Origin of the sequence: Novosphingobium sp., assembly GCF_040079535.1 — a bacterium.
In the GTDB taxonomy this organism is placed as follows: Bacteria; Pseudomonadota; Alphaproteobacteria; order Sphingomonadales; family Sphingomonadaceae; genus Novosphingobium.
Genome location: NZ_JBEBKB010000005.1, coordinates 82,303 through 103,418 on the forward strand (window position 1 = coordinate 82,303; position 21,116 = coordinate 103,418).

At 60.8% G+C, this 21,116-nt stretch carries 17 protein-coding genes; 6 read left to right on the forward strand and 11 right to left on the reverse strand.

From position 1 onward, the window contains the following. Window positions 1-49: 49 nt before the first annotated feature. The 3 genes from ABL914_RS03145 (at window position 50) to ABL914_RS03155 (ending at window position 2,715) form a co-directional block, all read left to right on the forward strand. A complete protein-coding gene (locus ABL914_RS03145; RefSeq protein WP_391561695.1) occupies window positions 50-649 on the forward strand; it encodes a hypothetical protein in 600 nt (199 codons plus the stop codon). 262 nt (window positions 650-911) lie between these two features. Next, window positions 912-1,250 (forward strand): P-II family nitrogen regulator, encoded by a 339-nt coding sequence (locus ABL914_RS03150; protein ID WP_391561696.1) that lies wholly within the window; start codon window positions 912-914, stop codon window positions 1,248-1,250. Between the two features lie 40 nt (window positions 1,251-1,290). Next, the gene (locus tag ABL914_RS03155) at window positions 1,291-2,715 is read left to right on the forward strand and encodes an ammonium transporter (RefSeq protein ID WP_391561697.1); all 1,425 of its coding nucleotides are present in this window, start codon (window positions 1,291-1,293) and stop codon (window positions 2,713-2,715) included. Between the two features lie 145 nt (window positions 2,716-2,860). On the opposite strand, the gene ABL914_RS03160 is transcribed toward ABL914_RS03155, so the two are convergent. The 4 genes from ABL914_RS03160 to ABL914_RS03175 all read right to left on the reverse strand — a co-directional run bounded on the left by ABL914_RS03160 (window position 2,861) and on the right by ABL914_RS03175 (window position 14,296). After that, a complete protein-coding gene (locus ABL914_RS03160; protein WP_391561698.1) occupies window positions 2,861-4,213 on the reverse strand; it encodes an HlyD family type I secretion periplasmic adaptor subunit in 1,353 nt (450 codons plus the stop codon). Then, the gene (locus ABL914_RS03165) at window positions 4,206-5,927 is read right to left on the reverse strand and encodes a type I secretion system permease/ATPase (RefSeq protein WP_391561699.1); all 1,722 of its coding nucleotides are present in this window, start codon (window positions 5,925-5,927) and stop codon (window positions 4,206-4,208) included. The genes ABL914_RS03160 and ABL914_RS03165 overlap by 8 nt, the downstream gene beginning before the upstream one ends. A 130-nt stretch (window positions 5,928-6,057) precedes the next feature. After that, window positions 6,058-12,696, reverse strand: coding sequence for a peroxidase family protein (locus ABL914_RS03170; RefSeq protein WP_391561700.1), 6,639 nt, complete (start codon window positions 12,694-12,696; stop codon window positions 6,058-6,060). A gap of 622 nt (window positions 12,697-13,318) precedes the next feature. Next, window positions 13,319-14,296, reverse strand: coding sequence for an NAD(P)H-dependent flavin oxidoreductase (locus ABL914_RS03175; RefSeq protein WP_391561716.1), 978 nt, complete (start codon window positions 14,294-14,296; stop codon window positions 13,319-13,321). A gap of 176 nt (window positions 14,297-14,472) precedes the next feature. Here ABL914_RS03175 and ABL914_RS03180 point away from each other — a divergent pair, with 176 nt between their 5' ends. Together ABL914_RS03180 and ABL914_RS03185 are read left to right on the forward strand one after the other, a co-directional pair. Beyond that, on the forward strand, window positions 14,473-14,778 hold the full coding sequence (locus ABL914_RS03180) for a PadR family transcriptional regulator (protein WP_391561701.1): 306 nt from the start codon (window positions 14,473-14,475) through the stop codon (window positions 14,776-14,778). A gap of 65 nt (window positions 14,779-14,843) precedes the next feature. After that, window positions 14,844-15,341, forward strand: a complete 498-nt coding sequence (locus ABL914_RS03185) for a hypothetical protein (protein ID WP_391561702.1) — start codon at window positions 14,844-14,846, stop codon at window positions 15,339-15,341. Here ABL914_RS03185 and ABL914_RS03190 read toward each other — a convergent pair whose 3' ends face one another. Beyond that, complete coding sequence (locus ABL914_RS03190; protein ID WP_391561703.1) at window positions 15,342-16,607, reverse strand: aspartate kinase; 1,266 nt, start codon at window positions 16,605-16,607, stop codon at window positions 15,342-15,344. It lies immediately after the preceding gene. A 65-nt stretch (window positions 16,608-16,672) separates the two neighbouring features. On the opposite strand from ABL914_RS03190, the gene ubiG reads away from it, so the two are divergent. Then, entirely contained in the window at window positions 16,673-17,431 is a 759-nt protein-coding gene (ubiG, locus tag ABL914_RS03195) for a bifunctional 2-polyprenyl-6-hydroxyphenol methylase/3-demethylubiquinol 3-O-methyltransferase UbiG (RefSeq protein WP_391561704.1), read from the forward strand. Here ubiG and ABL914_RS03200 read toward each other — a convergent pair. The 6 genes from ABL914_RS03200 to ABL914_RS03225 form a co-directional block, all read right to left on the reverse strand. Next, on the reverse strand, window positions 17,418-17,618 hold the full coding sequence (locus ABL914_RS03200; RefSeq protein ID WP_391561705.1) for a hypothetical protein: 201 nt from the start codon (window positions 17,616-17,618) through the stop codon (window positions 17,418-17,420). The genes ubiG and ABL914_RS03200 overlap by 14 nt on opposite strands. A gap of 145 nt (window positions 17,619-17,763) precedes the next feature. Next, window positions 17,764-19,302, reverse strand: coding sequence for a hypothetical protein (locus ABL914_RS03205; protein WP_391561706.1), 1,539 nt, complete (start codon window positions 19,300-19,302; stop codon window positions 17,764-17,766). 13 nt (window positions 19,303-19,315) lie between these two features. Beyond that, window positions 19,316-19,831 (reverse strand): AAA family ATPase, encoded by a 516-nt coding sequence (locus tag ABL914_RS03210; protein WP_391561707.1) that lies wholly within the window; start codon window positions 19,829-19,831, stop codon window positions 19,316-19,318. Continuing rightward, complete coding sequence (pnuC, locus tag ABL914_RS03215; protein ID WP_391561708.1) at window positions 19,828-20,418, reverse strand: nicotinamide riboside transporter PnuC; 591 nt, start codon at window positions 20,416-20,418, stop codon at window positions 19,828-19,830. Before pnuC ends, ABL914_RS03210 begins: the two co-directional genes overlap by 4 nt. Then, window positions 20,400-20,744, reverse strand: a complete 345-nt coding sequence (locus ABL914_RS03220) for an arsenate reductase (RefSeq protein WP_391561709.1) — start codon at window positions 20,742-20,744, stop codon at window positions 20,400-20,402. Before ABL914_RS03220 ends, pnuC begins: the two co-directional genes overlap by 19 nt. After that, on the reverse strand, window positions 20,741-21,116 hold a 376-nt coding region (locus ABL914_RS03225; RefSeq protein WP_391561710.1), incomplete at its 5' end, for an antibiotic biosynthesis monooxygenase family protein. The genes ABL914_RS03220 and ABL914_RS03225, both read right to left, overlap by 4 nt.

Consider the following 21,116-nt stretch of genomic DNA (forward strand, 5'->3'; position numbering starts at 1 on the left):
CAACATGCGCCGCAGCACTTCGTTTTCTCTCTCTTGATCGGTTTCAGTCATGGCGGATGATCCTCACCAGTATAGCCTATCAGAGTTCGCTACGCAGTTCACCTGGGCGTTACTATTTTGGAATGCAGCCGAACGGACTTTGCGCCAAATTGTTGCCGAACTTATCGGCAGCAGCACCGCGGCCGCCCTCGCCGTGGCCATGGATATGGGAACTAGAGGGGTTCTGAGCGCTCTTGAGGCTTCTAGAAGGCAAATCACGGATGCTGACGAGCTATGCGATCACCTAGCTCACTTGAGCGTCGGTTTCAGCATCTTGATCGGCCATCGAAACCACTACGTTCACGGCCTGTCCGGCGTAAGTTGGAAAGATAAAGAACCCAGAGATTCGATCATTCATCTCGATGGGTTCATTATCACTCTCAAAGGCGAAGGCCGGCTCCGATCAACGATGAGGCAGATAGCTTTCAAAGAGATGCTGGAATTCAAGCAGCATTGCTTGGATTTGTCTCAATATGCGCGAGCGGTAATGAATGAGCTAGTTGAAGATGAGTGGGAGCTTGAAGGTCTCTTAGATACTGATCCGCCATCACTTCAAAAACCAATCTGGCCAAAATCCTTACAGAACACTCCGAGTTATCTGCAAGCGTGATGGCACCTGCCTCGATCATCGCTGGGGTGATCTCAATCCCCTGACTGTCACGCTCTTTTTGCACTTGCGAACCTCCTTGCTTTCTCACGTACACAATGCCCAAAATTTAGGCATCTGCGCAAGAAATGCGCGTTGGCTGGTTGATCGGCGCAACCCTGTTGCGTTCAGGGCGCTGATTTTCTGTCTTAATTGCAGATTGGCACGGCCCTTGCTGCATATGCGAAGCCGGCAGTGACGCCGGTTATGCAAACAGGGACAGGCCATGAAATTCATCATTGCCATCATCAAGCCGTTCAAGCTCGACGAAGTCCGCGATGCGCTGGGCGCGATCGGGGTGGCGGGTATGACGGTGTCCGAAGTAAAAGGCTTCGGGCGGCAAAAAGGGCAGACCGAGATTTATCGCGGCGCCGAATACACCACCAATATGCTGCCTAAGGTGAAGCTGGAGATCGCGGTCAGCGATGATCTGGCACCCCAGGTGGTCGAGGCAATCCAGCAAGCCGCCAGCACCGATGCGATCGGTGATGGCAAGGTGTTCGTGCTCGATCTGGCAGCGGCCACCCGCATCCGCACCGGTGAAACCGGGGATACCGCGCTGTGAAGGGCTTCAACGCCGCAGCGCCAACAGGAGGACACAATCAATGAACCGCAAGCTTTTTGGCGGCTTTGGACTGGCGGCATCCACGCTGCTTTCCGCTTCCGCCGCTTTCGCAGCCGAGGGCCCGATCAAGGCCCCTTCGGCCGAACAGATGGCCACCATGGTCAACAAGGGTGATACCGCCTGGATGCTGATATCCTCGGTGCTGGTGCTGATGATGAGCATTCCGGCGCTGGCGCTGTTCTATGGCGGGCTGGTGCGCACCAAGAACATGCTCAGCGTGTTGATGCAGGTCTTCATGATCGTCAGCATCGCGGCGCTGGTCTGGGTCGGCTGGGGCTATACCATGGCGTTTACCTCAACCAATTCGCCGTGGCCGATGCTGGTCGGCGGGTTCGACAAGGCGTTCCTTTCGGGCGTTTCGGTAAGCACCTATGCCGCCACATTCTCAAACAATGTCTATCTGCCTGAATTCGTCTTCGTGATTTTCCAGATGACGTTCGCCTGCATCACGCCGGCGCTGATTGTCGGGGCTTTTGCTGAACGGGTAAAGTTCTGGCCGCTGATGCTGTTCATGGTGTTGTGGCTGACGATCGTCTATTTCCCGATTGCGCACATGGTGTGGTTCTGGGCCGGGCCCGATTTCCTGGTCGATGCGCCCAAGGATGCCGGATACCTGTGGGATCTGGGCGCGCTGGATTTTGCCGGCGGCACCGTGGTTCACATCAACGCCGGGATCGCCGGGCTGGTTGGTTGCCTGATGATCGGCAAACGTGTGGGCTATGGCCGCGAAGCCACCCCGCCGCATTCGTTGACGATGACCATGATCGGAGCATCGCTGCTGTGGGTGGGCTGGTTCGGCTTTAACGCCGGATCCAACCTTGAAGCCAATGCGGTAACCGCGGTGGCCTTCATCAACACCTTCGTTGCAACCGCCGCAGCGGCGCTGAGCTGGGCGGTGGTTGAGCAGATCCATCACAAGCGCCCTTCGTTGCTGGGCGCGGTTACCGGGGCTGTCGCCGGGCTGGTCGCGATCACGCCGGCCTCAGGCTTTGCCGCGCCGATGACCTCGATCTACCTGGGTCTGATCGTATCGCCGATCTGCTATTTCTTCGTCTCCTATGTGAAGAACCGGCTGAAGTATGATGATACGCTGGACGTGTTCGGGGTTCACTGCATTGGCGGGATCGTGGGGGCAATCGCCACCGGGATCGTCGCTGATCCGGCGCTCGGCGGGCAGGGTGTGTTCGACTATTATGTCTTCCCGGCCGGAGTGGTCCAATACGATATGGCCGCGCAGGTCGGCAAGCAGATCAAGGCGGTCGCGGTCACGCTGATCTGGTCGGGCGGGGTATCGGCAGTGCTGTTCTATGCCATCGACAAGGTCTTTGGTCTTCGGCCCAGCGAAGAGGCCGAACGCGAAGGGCTTGACCTCACCGAACACGGCGAACGCGCCTACAACTATTGAGCCTCATCAAGCTTGGCAGGGTCGAGGCTTTCCCTCCTCCTCTCCCCGATCCTGCCTCCCCGTGTTCCTCCTGCGAACACCAACTGACAAAGGGCCGGAGCGTCGCCGCTCCGGCCCTCTTTTTTGCTGGGGATGGAATCGAAGCCTAGCGTTCGCGCCCGCTGGTCCAGAACGTGCTGAAGATCGGATCGAGCAGATAGCTTAGCGCGCTGCGTTTCTTCAGCGGGATCAGCACTTCGGCGGGGATGCCCGCGCGGATCGCGCTTTCACCATGGACCGAACGGATCTTGTCCAGCTCGCTGGCCGGCACGATCACTTCGATCGTGAAGTAGTGCAGCCCAGTGCGCTGGTCCTCAAGCGCATCGGCCGAAACCTTGCTGATTCTGCCGTCAAGCGCGGGCAGATTGCGATCGTGCAACGAGCTGAAGCGAACCTGCGAGATCATCCCGATCTTGATCGTATCGGCATCGTTTGGCAGCATTTTGGCCTGGATCACCAGTTCCCGGTTATCGGGCACGATCTGCATCAAGGTTTCGCCCGGTGCGATCACGCCGCCAACCGTATGGACCCTGAGATCAACCACATGGCCATCGGTGGGTGCGCGCACGGTGGCCCGCGCCAGCTGTTCGCGCGCGGCGACCAGCCGGGGCTGCAATTCAGCCAGGCGAACCTGCACTTCGCGCATCTCGGTGGCGGAATCGGCAACCTGCTGGCTGCCCAGCGAAACCGACTGCAGTTTGGTCTCACCAATCGATTGACGCGATCTGGCCATCTCGGCGGTCAACGCGCCGTATTCGCCATCAAGCTGTGCGGCGGCGCGTTCAAGTTCGCGCACCCGGGTTTTGGATACGTACCCGCGCCGTTCAAGGTCACGCAGCCCATCAAGTTCTTCCCCGATCAGCCGGCGCTGTTCGCGATTGGCGCTGGCCTGATACTGCGCAGCGTCAATCATTGATCGGCTTTGCCCGGCGCGTTGGCCCAGGACGCCGCGTTGCACTCCCAGCGAATCCCGCTGGGCCCGCAGCACTTGCCGCTGGCCCCGCATCGCTTCATCAGCCAGCAGCCGATCGTCTTTGCTAAGCTTGGCAAATTCGGTCGGCTCGGCAAAATCGCCCAGCCCCAGAATTTGTGCCTTCAGCCGTTCGCGCTGGGCCAGCAGCGTGATCACTTCACCGCTCAGGCTGCGCTCATCAGCGGTCAGGCTTGATTGTGAAATCAACGCCAGCTGTTGCCCGGCGCGGACCAGTTGGCCCTCATTGACGCCCAGTTCTGAAAGAATTCCGCCTTCGCGGTGCTGGACCAGCTGGCGGCTGCCGGAAACCGCAACGATCCCCTGGGCCATCGCCCCGGCGTGGAGCGGGATCAGTGCTGCGGCGCCCAGCAGCAGCCCAAAAAAGCCCCCTGCAATCCACAGGCCGCGCCGGATTTCCTTCTTCGGCGTGCCGGCTGTTGCGATTTGATCTTCCATTGCGGACGTATCGAATGCCATGTCAGACATTGCCTCCTCCCGCATCGCGCTGCATCGCCAGGACATTGCCGCGGGCGGCCTCTTCGCGCAAGGCGCCGATCACTTCGGCGCTGGTGCCCTGGTGCTCAATCGCGCCATTGCGCAGCACCACCAGGCGATCGCAGCTGTTGATTATCTGGCCCTGATGCGCCGCCACCAGCACCGCCGCACCGCGCGCTTTGGCATTGCTGATCGCCCACAACAGCGCCCGTTCGCCCTCGGAATCGAGCGCTGCGTTGGGCTCATCCAGGACCACCACTTTGGGTGCGCCATACAGCGCGCGGGCCAGCGCGATCCGCTGAAGTTGTCCGCCCGAAAGGCCAAAGCCGTCTTCGCCAACTTTGGCATCATATCCGCCGGGGAAACGCAGGATCATCTCATGGACCCCGGTCAGCTTGCCGGCCTCGATCACGCGATCGGCAACTTCATCGGGGTTTTCACCGCGCAGCGCGGCAAAGCGAGAGATGTTTTCGGCGATGGTGCCTGGCAGCAGCGCCGAAGCCTGCGGCATATAGCCGATATGGTTTGCCAGTGCGTCGGGCTCCCAATCGGTGAAATTCGCGCCATCGATCCGGACTTCGCCGACGTGCGGGGTAAGTGCACCCGCCGCGATCCGCATCAGGGTGCTTTTGCCGGCTCCGGAATGGCCAACCATCCCCACAACTTCGCCAGGCTTCAATTCAAGGCTGACACTGCGCAGGATGAACGCATCCTGTTTGGCATTGTGCATGGTAATCCCGGCCAGCAACAGATGGCCGGTCGGTTCGGGAAGGCGGTGGTATTCGCGATCTTCGGTGCCCGCTGCGCCCAGCAGCTGCCCCAGCGTTTCAAGCGCCTGGCGTGCAGACTGGATCTGGCTCCAGGTTCCCACCAGTTGTTCAACCGGCTGCAATGCGCGGCTAAGCAAGACCGAGGCAGCGATGATTGTGCCCGAAGAAATCATCCCGTTGATCGCCAGCACAGCACCAAGCCCCAGCGCCAACGATTGCATCAGCATGCGGGTGAACTTGATCAATCCGCTGTATGTCAGCCCGCCGCGCTGGGCATCGGCTGCGGCGTGGAGCCCTTTGGTGCGGGCCACCTGCTGACGCTTGACCATGGCTTTTCGCAGCCCCAGCACCCCGATCAGTTCGGCTTGCGAGGATAGCGCTTCCTGGGCCTGATAGGCGGCGGCGCTGGCCTGCATTCCGACTTTGCTGTGGGCGCGCGAATTGCGTTCGTTCAGCACCGCCAGTGCGATCAGGATCGCGCTGCCGATAACGATCATCAGCCCCAGCAGCGGGTGAATCAGGAACGCGACGATGAAATAGATCGGGGTCCACGGCGCATCGAACATGGCGGTGACAGCCGGACCGGTCAGCGTCTGGCGCAGCGTATCAAATTCGCGCATCGCCTGGCCGGTGCTGGCGCTGCGCTGGGCCGATACCAGTTTGGCCATGATCCGGCCCGAAAGTTCTTCATTCAGCTTGAGGCTGGCGGCTGCCATCAGCCGTGCGCGGACATTGTCCAGCGCTGCCAGTGTGCCCAGCGCAATCCCCAGAATTACCGTGATCCAGACCAGCGTGGTAACCCCGCCGGTCGGCACAACGCGGTCATAGACCTGCATCATGTAGATCGTTGGTGCCAGATTAAGCAGGCTTATCAGCGCGCTGAATCCGATTGCCGCATAGAAATGCGATCTGCAGGCGGCGAAGGCGCCGCGCATCGCCGGCGGAATTCTTTCACTCAATGCCATAATGCCAAGCCCCCACTTAGAGCATCACTGCGCGATAAAGGTTTATATCCCCTAAGCAAGGAGACGAGGCAGATGCCTCGCCTCCTTACCGGGGGGCCCATCAGAACAGGAAGTGGTGATCCTGGTTGAGGAACGAGAGTTCATCAGCCGATTGGTTGATCCCCAGCTCGAAGTTCCGATGGAGTCTGGTTTGCGTGCCATGTTCGCGGCCCATACCCAGATCGTCGGTTTCGAGTTGCTGGGCCATCGGCGCCAGGTTCTCGAATGTCTGGCCAAGGCCCGACACCGACTGGTTGAGCGACAAGCCAAGCTGCGGCCCAGTCAACTGTCCGGGCTGGATCAGATTTTCACTGGCCCAGTTGCTCTGCCAGCTTTGACCGGCAAGATGGTCTTGCACAGTGCCGGCAACGTCATTCAGCATCGGTTCGTTGAACGCAACGGCCGTAACGCTGTTCGCACCGCTGATCTGGTCTTGCAGATGCTGGCCAGCAGCTGGGCTGCCGCCGGTCCCGTTCACGATGTCCTGCGGGCGCAGATCGCCGATCACGTTGCCGCCGGTTCCGCCGGTGTTGAACACCACGCGGTGGTCCGATGCCAGGCCGGTGATATCAACCGTATCGTTGGCATCGCCGCTCACCGTGATGGTGTTGTAGGCAAGACCCGTTCCGACGAAGTTGCCGATCACCTGAACCGTATCGCCGGTTCCGCCGGTGTAGCTGTTGCCATCGGCCAAGGCCCCGGCAGCGGCTCCACCGGTGCTGGTAAGCACGCGCAGTTCCTCAACATTGCGAAGTTCGGCAACGATCTGGGCATCGGTGGTGCCGTTGCGGGTAACAACGATCCCGCTTGCTGCATCCATCAAGGTATGGCCCACACCAAGCGCCAGCCAGGCTGTCGCTGAATAGATGCGGAACACTTCTGCGCTGGCATCGCCGATCAGGCTGAAGGTATCACCGGCGCCGTTGCCGCCATCGATAACATCATGGCCTTCGGTGGAGTAGGTGACGAACACATCGTCCCCGTCGCCGCCGTTGACCCAATCGATGCCGGCCCCGCCAACCAGAATGTCAGCAGCGGTTCCGCCGTTCAGCGTATCGTTGCCGCTGCGGCCCAGCAGGATCATCGAACCGGTGCCAGCGGCGTTGCCGATGGTGTTGCCATTGGCCAGCGCATCGATGGTCACCGCATAGGTGGTGGCACCGATCTGCAACTTTTCGATGGTTTCAACGATGTCGCTGCCCTGTGTTCCGACCAGGTCCTTCACAACGAAGAACGTTGGGCCTGACGAGGTGAAGCCGAAATCGAGGACATTACCGGTGAAGACAGCCGTATCGCCGCCACCCACGCCGTGGGCGCCGCCGCTCAGGATGTCGTCTCCAGTTCCGCCAGTCAGGGTATCGTTGCCGCCATTGCCCTGCAGGGTGTCGGCTCCGGCACCGCCGCTGAGCAGGTTGGCGAGCGAGTCACCGCGAAGCAGATCGTTGTGCGCCGAACCGGTCAGGTTTTCGATCCCGACAAGGGTGTCCTTGCCAGCGCCGCCGGTGTTCTGAACCCCGGCAACATTGAGCGCAACCGTTACCCCTGCCGCGGCAGCGGCATAGGATCCGGTATCGTTGCCACCCTGGCCCAGCAGGCCATCATCGCCGGCGCCGCTTTCCAGCGTGTCATCGCCGGTGTTGCCATACAGCAGGGTATCACCCGCTGCAGCAGTCAGGGTATCACCAGCAGCCGTTCCGGTCTTGATCGTGATCGTTTCGGTTGTGGCTGCCATTGTGGTGGTTTCAGTTGCCTGCACATCAAGGGTGTAGGTTTCCCCTGCCTGCATTGCGGTGCCGGTGCGGCTGACTGCCCCAGCCGGGCTGACCGTGAACCCGCCGCTGGGCGCGCTTGATGCCACCAGCTGGTAGGTAAAGGTTGCACCAGGTTCGGATGACATCGTTGCGAACTGGACGGTCCCGGGCAACGCGGTGTTGCTGGGGGTTAGCGGGTTCATCCGCAGGTTCAGATCGTCATCGATGATCGTTCCCGTTGCCGAACTGTCGGCGATCGTGGCATTGACCGCCCCAGAGAGATAAACCGTGAAGGTTTCGTTCGGTTCCGGTGTGACATCGCCGGTGATTTCCACGGTGAAGGTTCCGGTGGTTGAGCCTGCCGGAATGGTGACGGTGCCCCAGCTTCCGACAAAATCAAGCCCGGCCCAGGCCGTATTATCGGCCCAGCCCCAGTTGACCGTGGTTTCTACACCCGACACCGCCGACTGCGTGACCGTAAAGGTCATCAGTTTGCTTCCGGTGTGGCCTTCGACGATGCTGACATCAGCGATCGTCAGGCTTGGCATGGCATCGTCGTTGGTGATCGTTGCCTGGCCCTGGTTATCGGCCAGGGTTGCGCCATTGGTCGGAGCCGAGAGATCCACGGTGAACGTTTCGTTCAGTTCGAACAGCGTATCACCGCGCACCACTACGTCGATTGTGGCAGAGCCAGCCGGTGCCGATGCAAGGGCGGCGGGGAAAGTCACCGTCCCGGAATTGGCATCGTAATCCAGATCGGCGGTCGTCGCCGAGCCGTCGTTCGTGGTGTAGCTGACCGTAACCGGCAGGATGTAGCTGTTGCTGAGCGCAACGGTGAAGGATGCATTGTGTGTACCTGCATTGCCTTCGTTGCCGTTGGGATCGGTGATCGCCACTGTCGGCGGGACCAGCGAATAGGTGCCGTCAGAGAACTGCGCCAATTCGCAATCGACAACCACATCGTTCCCATCGCGATTTGCAACGGTATCTTCAATGCGGAAGGCGTTGTGCGAATTGCCCAGCGGATCGACATAGGCGATCTTGGTGACAGTGTATTCGCTAAGCGCACCGGTGAACACGACCTTGTCGGCAGTGCCAATCGGGCCGCTATCACCCAGCACGTGGCCCTTGGAGCCATCGGCATAGGTGGTGCGCACTTCGCCGCGGTGGATGGTTGCCCCGGTCACTGCCGAATGGGCATTGCCATAGCGGGCATCCAGATCGTTGTAGAGGCTGTTGTCAACGATCGCGCTATCACCAAAGATGAAGTCGTCGCCGCCCAGGCCGCGCATGGTGTCGTCTCCGCCACCGCCGATCAGATAGTTGTTGGCACCGTTGCTGGTGCTGGTTGCCGCATCTGCGCCGGTCAGATCATCACCCGCCCGCGATCCAACCAGGCCTTCGAGGAAGGCATAGGTATCCATCAGGGTAGAGCCGGTGCCGTTCTGGTTGGAGTTCTGGAGGTTGGCAGTGATCGGAATATCAGCGTCTTCATAAGAGCCGATGTCCATATCGCCCTGGGTGCCATCACCGTTCCATTCGATGATGGTCCGGCCAAGCCCGATCGGCGAATCGCCGTTCAGACGGTCACCGTCGTTGGCCACCGCACCAAGCCCGCCTTCGAGCAGATCGTTGCCCGAACCGCCGTTGATGTTGTCATCGCCGACATTGCCCTGCATCCAGTCGTTGCCGTTGCCGCCGAACATTTCGTCGACCCCGTCACCGCCGTTCATGTAGTCATTGCCTTCGCCGCCCATCATCAGGTCGGTATCGCCTTCGCCGAACACTTCGTCGTCGCCGTCATCGCCGTAGACTTCGTCGATCCCGTCGCCGCCATGGACATCGTCGTTACCGGCCGCGCCATGAACCACATCGAGTACCCCGACGCCGGCGAAGATGTGATCGTTGCCGTTGCCGCCGTTGATCGTATCGTCGTTTTCGTCGTCGTAGATCCAGTCATCGCCGTCGCCGCCGAAGATGTTGTCGTTGCCCTGGCTGCCCTGGATCGTATCGTTGCCGGCATCGCCGTAGATGTAGTCATCGCCCAGACCGCCGGCGATGTAATCGTTGCCGTCACCGCCCGAGACGATGATGTGGCCTTCGTTGGCGGGGGTTAGCCCATCAGGCAGCATGTGCTGGCTGGCATCGAAGAAATCGTTGATGTTGCTGTTGCTATCGACGCTGGTCAGCGCGCCGGTGCTGTCAAGGATGAACCGGGCGGTCTGATCGCCAAACGCCGAACCAGTGTGTTCAAGCCCGGTGGTGCGCTCGATCATTTCCGAGAAGGTGTGGCTCAGCAGTTCGTCACCCAGGTGGTGGCCAACCGGCATCCGGTAGAGGTAGTAGAACCGGTCACCATCCATCAGGCGCTGACCGAAATCGAGCATGATGTAAGAGAAGGTGGTGCCCAAGGGGCCATCGAAGGTCGGACGTTCGGCCAGGCCGCCCATCCACAGATCGATATCCCAGATCCCCTGATCGCCTTCGCCGAATTCCCACTGGCCCGATGTTTCGTTGTAGCTGGGCGCGCCTTCCATGAAGGCCACGGCATCATCATGCAGCGGATCGGCAGCATTGCTATAGGCGTCCAGAACGGCCTGCGCCGCGGCCCGGATATCGGCCAGAGTGGCTGTCCCGGCCTGATAGGCGGCGCGGGCTTCATCGATGCCCCAATTGTGCGCCAACGGATCGTTGTCACGGCCATAGGCGGCGATGAAGTTGACCAGCGATTCAGGGGTGCGCAGATGAGCACCGAAATCCTGCCAGCTGGTATAGGGAGCCAGCGCGCTGCCGGCATTGTCTGCGTTGAATGCTACCTGGCCGGTATAGACCTGCTGGCGCAGTTCGTTGAGCGTCGGCAAGCCGACATCGCGGCTGCGGGCAAGGTTGAGCGCGGCCAGATCGAGCGGCGCGCCAACCAGCGTCTGCTGCAGCGCCGGGGTAACGAATTCGTCAATCCCGTTGGCTTGCTGGCGCAGCAGACCCAGCGTGACTTCCGAGCTGCCGGTTGCTTCGTACAAGCCGGGGTTGAGGAACGCGTCGAACAGATCGACGTTTTCGAAGGTTTCGACATAGCCCACTTCGCCCGGGTTCTTGCCGTTAACATCGGTGATCGCAACCTGGAGCTGTTCGGTCAGCATCGAGTGCCCGAGCCGGAATACCGACTGCGAGAATTCAAGGCTGACGTTGGGCACAACGTCGGTTGAGTAGGAAACGAATTCAGGCAGATACACCGCCAGCGAGCGGACATAATCGTTGATCGCGATGTGGTTGTATTCGCTTTCGGTGATCAGGCGTCCGGCCTGGAAGACATAGTCGCCATCCCATGCGGTGCCGCCGGTGGCGCTATCAATGTTGATTCCTGCGACGGTAAGGACCTGCGCCACGCCTTCGCTATCGTAGTAGCCGATTCCGGTTACGCCATCCGAAGCGGTCCCGGTTACGCGGGTCCATTCGTTGACAAAGGCCGCAACCTCAGCGTCGGTTGATCCGGCCGCCTTCAATGCAGCTGCCTCGGTCATGACCGAATTCATCACGTTGCGCGATTGCAGGTTGTGCTCTTCATGGAAGATGTTGTGCACAGCCGTCAGGCCGATGTTTTCGTTGGTGCGGCCATCGCCCGAAACATAGTGGATCGCCAGCAGGTCATCACGGACCAGCGGATCGTTCGACCCGGTATCAGTGCCCTGCGCCATATCGGCGAACATCGTCTGGTTGGTGCGCACCACGGTGCCATCTTCGTTGCGGACGAACGGATCGCTGGCATCCTGGCCGGCCAGTCCGGTCCAGCCGGCGGGGACCGCGGTTGACCACAGTGTGCCATTGGGGGTGTAGAGCAGCTTGCCGGTGTTATCGACGCGAATGGCCGGAACATCCTGCGAATCAGCATCGGTCAGGATCACGCCGATCCGGGCTGCGTTGAACACCATATCGGCCCAGGTTGCCATGTTGTGCAACGCTTTGGCCGTGATATCGGCGTTCGCCGCCAAGGAGAGATCGTTGTAGGTATAAACCGATCCGTCAAAGCTGGTCACATTGCCGTCTTCGGCGCTGGTGATCAGCAGGCCGGTTGCGCGGCCCTGATCATCATACTGGCGCAGCAGCGCGTTGACCGTGGCGTGGCTGCCATAGGTCTGGCTTTGATCGATCATGAAGCCGGTGTTGTTGTTGTAGCTGGCTACTGCGCCGGGCAGCAGGTTGCCGTTCGCGTCAAAATCGCTAGCCGGATTGCTCAGCTTTGCGCGGTTAAGGTACATGATGTTCGAAGCGCCGTGGATGTATTCCGGGCTGAGCGGATCGATGTACAGCGGGTCATTTGGCGAAAGCGGGATCGCGACAAAGCCGCCGCCCTTGCTGATGAAATCCAGCCCGTGATCGAAGAACTGACCAAATGCGACGAAGAATTCGTTGAAGGCCGCGCCGCCCAGAACGCCCTGATCGCCGATGAAGGCAGCAGTGGTCGTACCGGTCTGCGGATAGACGGTGCTGCCCACAGGCACGTCGCCCCCGCCGGTTCCTTGGGCGGCAGCATCGCGCGCGGCTACAGCCGCGGGGTTGTAGATCGGGCTGAGCGGATCGGTGATCGAGCTGGAAATCAGATTGGTGATCAAACGCACCGATGAATCCAGCACAACCGAAGTGCCCATTTCCATCGGGTTGTTGGGATCGACCTGTGCATAGGTTGTGCCCTGGGCATCCTCGCCCGGCGTGTTGGTATAGGTCAACCGCAGGAAATCGGTATCGGCGGTGGTCCTGCCGCCCAGCGGGTTTGCGCCCGGGGTATAGTTGCCGAACTGGTCATAGGCGCCAACCAGGTTGTTGTTGGCGCTGTTGACTTCGCGCACACCGGCGGGATCAAGCGCGCCGAACAGCTGGGTGTAATCGGTGCCGATTTTTACCTGCTTGAGCAGATAGGCGAGATCGATCTTAGCGAGGCGGACATTTGCCATTTTCATATTCCTTCCAGAATTTTCAAAATCTCAAGGGTTGCATTCCTCGCGCTGCAAGCACGGGGGTTCGTCTTTCGACGGTCAATCTAGTGTGGGGGCAGGTGATCCCGCCGCTTGGCCTAGGGCCTAAGCCAGGATCGAATGCCCCACGCAGCAAAGCGTGGAACGGTTCCTGGGACTGGCAATTGGATGACCTGTTGCATTGGTACTATCCCCCATGCGCAGAATCGCGCACTTTCGGTTTTCGGTTTCAGTGAGAGCTGGGTTCTTTCTTTTCGAGCGACCGGCGCGAGAACCTTGGCAGGCCCTAAGAATACGACCTGGGTGCTACGAGCGACAAGGCAATTAACCCTAAGCCCGAATTTGCCGGTTCAGATCGCGAAAATTCGGAAAAACCAAATATATTGAGGGTGTTGAGCGCGGGTCTGGCGGCATTTGCGGCCAATTGTCCAATTTTGGGACGAACAAATTCTTTTGCAGGTCAATAACTTATCTGACACGAACCTGACAAATTGAGGGTTCTTCTGCGATAGGCCGGTTCCGAGTCGCGATGAGCGGTAACCACGATTCGCAACCTTTCCCTAACCTGGGCGCCGGTCAGGGCTTTGCTTGCGCCAGGCTGTCAGCGGGCCAGGGCCAATTCGCTTTCAGCCATCAGCTGCGCCATGATCTGCGCGGCGGGGGCTTCCTCGGTTACCATGCCGACCGATTGTCCGGCCATCAGCGATCCATTTTCGATATCGCCATCTATCACCGCGCGGCGCAGGGCCCCGGCCCAGAACTTTTCGATCTCCAGCTGGGCTTCCAGCATTTCGATCGTACCGGCATCAAGCAATGCAGCCACTTCGCGCTGCTTGGCGGTGAATTCCTCGGTGCCTTTGTTCTTCAGCGCCCGGACCGGGATCACCGGAAGGCGCGGATCGACCTGGACCGAGCTTTCCGCATCGCGGGCATTGGCGCGGAAGAAGGCCTTCTTGAAATCGGGGTGGGCAATCGATTCCGTGGCGCAGGCAAACCGGGTGCCCAGCTGCACGCCCGATGCGCCCATCTCAAGGTAGGCCGCGATCATATCGCCGTGGCCGATCCCGCCGGCCACGAACACCACATGATCCTCCGCCAGTTCGGGCAGGAACTCCTGCGCCAGAACCGATGTCGCCACCGGGCCAATATGCCCGCCCGCTTCGCTGCCTTCGATCACCAGCGCATCCGCGCCGCCGCGCAGCAGCCGCTTGGCCAGCGCCAGGGTAGGGGCAAAGACCAGCGCCTTGCCGCCAAACGCCTTGATCGCCTCAACACTCCCGCGCGGGGGGATCCCGCCGGCCAGCACCACATGGCTGACCCGGTGCGCCGCGCAGACCGCAATCAGATCGTTCAGCAGCGGGTGCATGGTAATCAGGTTTACGCCAAACGGCCGCGCGGTAAGCGCTTTGGTCGCGGTGATTTCTGCGTCCAGCAGGTCAGGGGTCATCGCCCCGCAGGCGATCACGCCAAACCCGCCGGCATTGCTGATCGCGGAAACCAGATTGCGTTCGGAAACCCAGCTCATCGCGCCGCACAGCACGGCATGCTCACTACCAAGGAATTCGATGCCGCGCCGCATCAGCGCATGGGTTTTATTGTGCACTTGGCCCCCTGGGGAAAGAATGGCTGGAACCGGCCTATAAGCGGGGCTCCGCAAGGACTCCAGCGCAATGCACCGCGCCGGTGCCACAATTCGCCAATGCGGTGTCTGCAGTCGAGGCTTGACGGCAAAATCTATATATGTAGACTTAAGCGATGATGCAGCGAAACCGCCCACCGTCCCGCCAGACACTCGCAGTGCTCGAAGCGATCGCTTCGGCCCGGCAGGAATGGAGCTATGGTTTGGCGCTGAGCAAGGCGACCGGGCTCAAATCGGGCAGCCTCTATCCAATCCTGATGCGGCTGGATGAGCGCGGCTTGCTGGAAAGCTGCTGGCTCGAACCCGAACGGTCCGGACGCCCGCCCCGCCATGGCTACCGGATCACCAAGGCGGGGCTGCAGGTGCTGGCAGAGACCCGGTGTCCGAAGCTGACAACTGGATTGAAGGGAGCATTGGCATGAAATGGCTTGCGGATTGGATCATGGCCCGGATTTCCGGCAAAGGCAGCTCAGATTGGGCGCAGGCGATGCGCGGCGAATATGACGCGCTGGATCAGGGGCACCTAGGCTGGGCAATGGGCTCGCTTGGCGCCGTTTCGCTTCGAGAGATCCGCACGAATTGGCTGTTCTACTGTGGCATTCTGCTGGCTGTCCTGCTGAACAACCTGGCCTATCCGAAACTGGTCTTCGCGCTTGCGAATTTCGATATGGCCTTCTTCAAGGCTCACTTCTATCAGATCTTCATTTTGGCGCCGGTTCCATACGCGTTTCTGCTCGGACTTTGGAAGCCAGGTCGGGCCATGACCATCGCCGTGCTTGGTGGCTATATCGGGAACGGGATCGGCGGCACCCTGATTGCAGCGACCATGCTGGGTGGATCATTTTTCGAATGGTTCTTCCGCGCGATGTGGATGGACACGCTGCCGGTTTATCAAGGCGCAATTGTGGTTGCAGGCATCTGGTGGGTTAGCGCGGCTGCCGGCGGATTGTTACGACGCAGAATAGGCCGGGCAAGGCTGGCGTGATCAGCCAGCCTCGTCCGCATCCATCCCATAGGCGGTGTGCAGCACCCGCACCGCCAGCTCAGTCTCATCCTCGTCGATCAGGACCGAAACCTTGATTTCGCTGGTTGAGATCGCCTGGATATTGATCCCGCGATCGGCCAGCGCGCGGAACATTGTGGCGGCCACCCCGGCGTGGCTTTTCATGCCAACGCCAACCACGCTGATTTTGGCAACCTTGCTATCGGTGATGATCCGGTTGTAGCCGATCGCATCCTTTTGCGCTTCCAGCAGGGTCTGCGCGCGCAGCAGATCGGCAGCGGGGACGGTGAAGGTCACGTCGGTCTCACCCTTGTCGCGGCCGACGTTCTGGATGATCATATCAACATTGATATTGGCATTTGCCAGCGGGCCAAAGATCGTGGCGACCGCGCCGGGCCGATCGGGCACGCGGGTCAGGATCACCTTGGCTTCGTTCTTGTCGGCAGCGATGCCTGTGATCAGCTGGCGTTCCATATCCAATCCTTCTAGTTCATCGTCGCTGACGATCATCGTGCCGGGTATTTCGTCGGCCAGCGGGCTGTCATCGTCGATGAAGCTGGAGAGCACCTGAACGCGCACTCCCTCCTTCATCGCCAGGCTGACCGAGCGGGTTTGCAGCACCTTGGAACCAACCGAAGCCAGCTCGAGCATTTCCTCGTAGGTAACGTATTTGAGCTTGCGGGCCTTGGCCACGATCCTGGGATCGGTGGTATAGACCCCATCAACATCGGTGTAGATATCGCAGCGTTCCGCGCCAATTGCCGCCGCCACGGCGACTGCCGAGGTATCCGATCCGCCGCGCCCCAGTGTGGTTACGCGTCCCTGCGGGGACAGCCCCTGAAAGCCCGGGATCACCGCGATCTCTCCGGCGGCCATGCTGGCCAGCAGCGCATCGCTGTTAACCGCCTCGATCCGGGCCTTGGCATGGGCACCGTCGGTCTGGATCGGCAGTTGCCAGCCCAGCCATGAACGCGCCGGCGCGCCCAGTGCCTGCAGGGTCATCGCCAGCAGCCCCGATGTAATCTGTTCACCTGCGGCAACCACCACATCGTATTCGGCCGGATCATAAAGCGGGTTGGCCTCGCGGGCAAAGCCCACCAGCCGGTCTGTTTCACCCGCCATGGCTGAAACCACCACGGCCACTTCGTGCCCGGCGGCCTGCTGGCGGCGCACGATATTGGCGACGCGGCGGATCCGTTCAGACCCGGCCATCGACGTGCCGCCAAATTTCATCACGATGCGCCCCACGGCGAATGCTCCACGTTTGCAACCCAGCACTCGCGTCCGGGCGGGCGTCCTGTTAGGAAGGGTGCATGGCTAATGCAAGTTCTCCCGCGATGATGGTGCCGACGATTCGGGCTGAAGAGGCCGCCCATTTCGGCCGATTGGCAGCCGATTGGTGGGATCCCAAGGGTTCATCGGCGATGCTCCACCGGCTTAACCCGGTGCGGCTGGGCTTTGTGCGCGGGGCAATTGATGACCATTGGAGCACGGATTCCCCCACGGATTCGCGCGGAATTCGCCCGCTTTCCGGCAGGACGGCGCTTGATGTCGGCTGCGGGGCGGGGTTGTTGTGCGAACCGCTGGCCCGGCTGGGCGCGCAAATAACCGGGGTTGATGCGGCGCAAGAAAACGTTGCCGCTGCCCAGGCCCATGCCGCAGGCGGGGCCCTTGAAATCAACTACCACTGCGGCGATCTGGCGGCTCTTGAACTTGGCCAATTCGATCTGGTCACGGCAATGGAGGTGATCGAACATGTGGCCGACAAGGCGGCGTTTGTGGCGGCGCTGGCGGCCCGATTGGCCCCTGGCGGCTTGATGATCATGTCCACCCCCAATCGCACCGCCAAATCACGGTTGCTGATGGTGGAAGCGGCAGAACGGCTGGGCATGGTCCCGCGCGGCACACACCATTGGGACGATTTCATTGCCCCAGAGGAGCTGAGCGGGCTACTGGCCGAAGCCGGGCTGACAATGCGCACCCCGCGCGGGATCGCCTGGTCACCAATGCAAGGCCTGCACCTGTCGAGCGATTTGGCGTTGAACTATATCGTGACCGCTACTTTGGCGTAATTGCGATCAGGATCCATGACAGGCCGGTTGCCAGCGCAAACAGCACCCACGACCAATAGAACCCATAGCCCTGAACATAGTGATGCGTGATGTTCAGCCACGCGCCTTTCGATCCGCCCGCACCCATCAATGCGCAGACCACCAGGGTCAGAACTGTTCCTGGCACCAGTGCCTTGACGAAATCCATGACTATGCCCCCGCTTTGCGAGGCCAACGAAGCTTGGAATTCGGATCAGGTCAAGCCGGGCAAATTACAGGCACGGCCAGGTTTGGAGGCTTTTCCACTTTCGTGGAGCCACCAACGGCCCGCTTCGGCGCTACTGAAGCAGAATCTAACGGCAGGCGGGGTTTGATATCCCGGCAATGCGGGCAAAGACAATCGCATGGGCAGGGACGATCAGGCCCTTGGCAAAGCTTCGCCCGGCCAGACCGCTGATCTGTCCGCTTGCGGCAAGGGCCGGTTCGCGCCCGTTGATCAGAAGCTTGCGCGAATCGAGCGGAACCGCGCGCAAGGTCCAGCTTGTGCCGCGGGCCGTGATTGGCAGATCCGCCGCAGCCGTGCCGGTGTTGATTGCCAGCAAGCCAATTCCGGTTCGGCTATCAGGCAGGCAGTGGGCAAAGATCCGTAGGCCTTCACGCGTCACCGGCGGCGATGCCAGCACCACTTGCCCCATCGTTCGGCGCCACAGCACCGCAGCCCAGAAACTGGGCCGTGGTTCCAGCGTATCCCCGTCGATCAGGGCATAGTCTGATGCGGCAAGGGTATTGTGCATCACCACCTGCACGTTGCGCTGCGCCAAAACGCCCAATTGGTTGAGGTAGCGAAACGTGTCGAGAAAGCTGGATGCCCAGGGGCTTCCGCCACAGGCTGCCTGCGCAGTTTCGGTCAGCCACAGCGGCTTGCCCGGCTCAAACCGGTCACGCAGATCGGCAAAGAAGGCCTGGTCACGCAGTGTCTTGTCAAGCCAGGCCGGGCTCAACGCCTCGTCCTTCTGCGCGGTCCCGATGTTGAGGAAGGCACAGCGCTGGGAAACCGAACCATAGAAATGGTAGGAAACGGCATCGACCTTGCCTTTTGTTCCGCCAATCAGGGTTTGCGAGCTATCGGAATTGAGTGCGCCGCTGGCATTGGCTGGAACCTTGCCATCGACAATTGCCCCGCCGACGCTTCCGGGGCCCAGGATTTTCATTTCTGGGGCGGCCCTGCGGGCCCAATCGTGAAAGACTGCAAATTCGCGCAGATAGTCGGCTTCGTTGTAGCCCGCTGGAACGCCTGCAAGGCTTGGCAAATTCGGTTCGTTGAAAAACTCTGCGCCCGCCAGCTTGCCGCCGGCAGCGCGGGTCAGGTCTAACAGGCGCTGGGCTTGATCGGTTTGCCAGCGGCCCGCGGCATCACGGGTCCCGGCTGATACGGCAAAGCTGGTGATGATCGGGGCATCAACCGCGCGCGAAAACGCGATTACCGAGCGCCACTGATCGCGGCCCAGCACCTGTTTGAAGCCTGGCGGCGGACCGGCCATTGCTTCGCCTTCCAGCGGAACATAGGTGTTGTTGGCCCAGGTTCCGCTGATCCGGACATAGGCCGGCCCCAGCAGACTGGCGATCCGGCGCAGCCGGGGATTGGCCAGATCGATTGGTGGGCGCTGGCGATAGACCTCTTCGGGCGGTCCGCCATAAGGAGCCCAAAACCGGCCGCCCGTTACTTCGACCATTTCGATGTTGTAGGATTGAAACCGACGATCAACTTTGGCGATCATCGGCAATGCCGACAGATTCCAGCCGGGATTTTTCCGGCTGGCCGGGGCTGCATCCCAAGCCATGCTGGCAAGCGCCAGGACCGGGGCCACAACGGCAAATGTACGCACTTTCATGATGCTATCTCCCTCAAGACACTGTCAGCATGGAACTGACTGCGGCATCGACCTGCTGTTCGCGTTCGGCCCAGCTGCCGGTGATCCGGCGGAACGGCACGCCCGCGCGCACCAGCATCGCTTCGGCCAGCGCTGCAAAGCGGCTGCGCAGCGGGCCCTTGCCAAAAAAGCGTGTGCCATCATCGATCCATGGCACATCGGCTTCGAACAGCAGATAGAGATCGGCCTTGGGATAGTGCATCAAGGCTTCGGGCACTTGCCCAAACAGCATTTCAGCCCAAGCTGCGGTCATCAACTGATCGGTATCAAGGATCAGCAAGCCAGGGCCATTTGCCTGCGCCGCCCGGACCGCTGCAGCCTGGCCTTCGGCGATCGCCAACAGGTCTGCCATGGCCAGATCGGTGCCGCGTTCCTCGCAATAGGTCCGGCCATATTCGGGCACCCAGGTGGCGCCCAATTTGCGGCTGATCGCTTCGGCCAGCACCGATTTTCCGGTGCTTTCGGCACCGTGAAAACAGACGGTGATCATGCTGCGGCCGTGCCTTTCCCGGCTGCCATCCATTGCCGCAAGCCGATTGCCGAAATGATCAGAAAAGCAAAATAGAGCACCGCCAGAAAATAGAGATCGCGGCTGAGGTAGAGGCCGATTGAAACCACGTCGATCGCTACCCACAGCACCCAGTTTTCGATCCGGCGCAGGTTCAGCAGCAATTGCGCGGCCACGCTGGCCCCGGTTACTGCTGCATCCGCAAACGGCAGCGCGGCATCGCTGAAGCGGTACATCATCCAGCCCAGCGATAGCGATAGCAACGCGGTGATCGCGGCCCAAATCGCCCGGCCCTGCCAGCGCATCCAGCCCACCGGCACCCGATGCCCGGTATCGATGGCGCTGCGCCACTGATACCAGCCGACCGCGTTGACCACGAAGAAAAACGCCTGCAATCCGGTTTCGGCGTAGAGCCGCGCCTCATACAGGGTCACGGCGATCAGGCTGACCATCGCCATCGCCACCGGGAAATTCCAGACCGAGCGGCGCACCAGCAGCAAGATCTGGATCAGGCCCAGTGCGGCCCCGACGATTTCAGTCCAGCTGGCAATCACAGTGCGGCGGCCCAATCTTCGGGCTTGAAGCCGATCAGCAAGCCGCCACCATGTTCAACAATCGGCCGCTTGATGCAGCTGGGATTGGCCGCCATCAGCACAATTGCCTTGGCCTCGTCCAATCCGGCCTTATCGGCATCGGGCAGCTTTCTGAAGGTTGTTCCAGCCCGGTTGAGCACTCTCTCCCAGCCTGCTGCTGCGCACCACTGGGCCAGTTTTTCGGGATCAGTCCCGGCTTTCTTGTAATCGTGAAACACATGATCCAGCCCGCGCTGATCAAGCCAGGTGCAGGCCTTTTTCACCGTGTCACAATTGGGGATACCGTAAAGGGTGATGCTCACGCGGGCCTCTCAAAACTGTGGGTGCGGGGAAATTCGGCTGTGTAGAGCGTGTAGCTCTCATAAAATTCGGCGCGGCCCCTGGCCTGGGTGCGGGCGTGATCAGGGTGGCTGCCCCAGGCCTGCGCGGCCTTGGCATCGGCCCATTCGCTGAGCGCGATTACTTCGCCATCATCGCTGGTATAGCTTTTGAACGAGAGGAAACCTGGCTGTGCGCGGGCCAAGTCCTCCATGCGGTCGGCATCTGCGGAATAGGCAGCCGCATCGATATCGGCGCGCTTGCGGTTGCGGAAGACGACCAGGAACATGGCCTCCCCCCTAACGCATTCGTCATCCCCGCGAAAGCGGGGACCCAGTGCGGGCCAACCCTGGGTC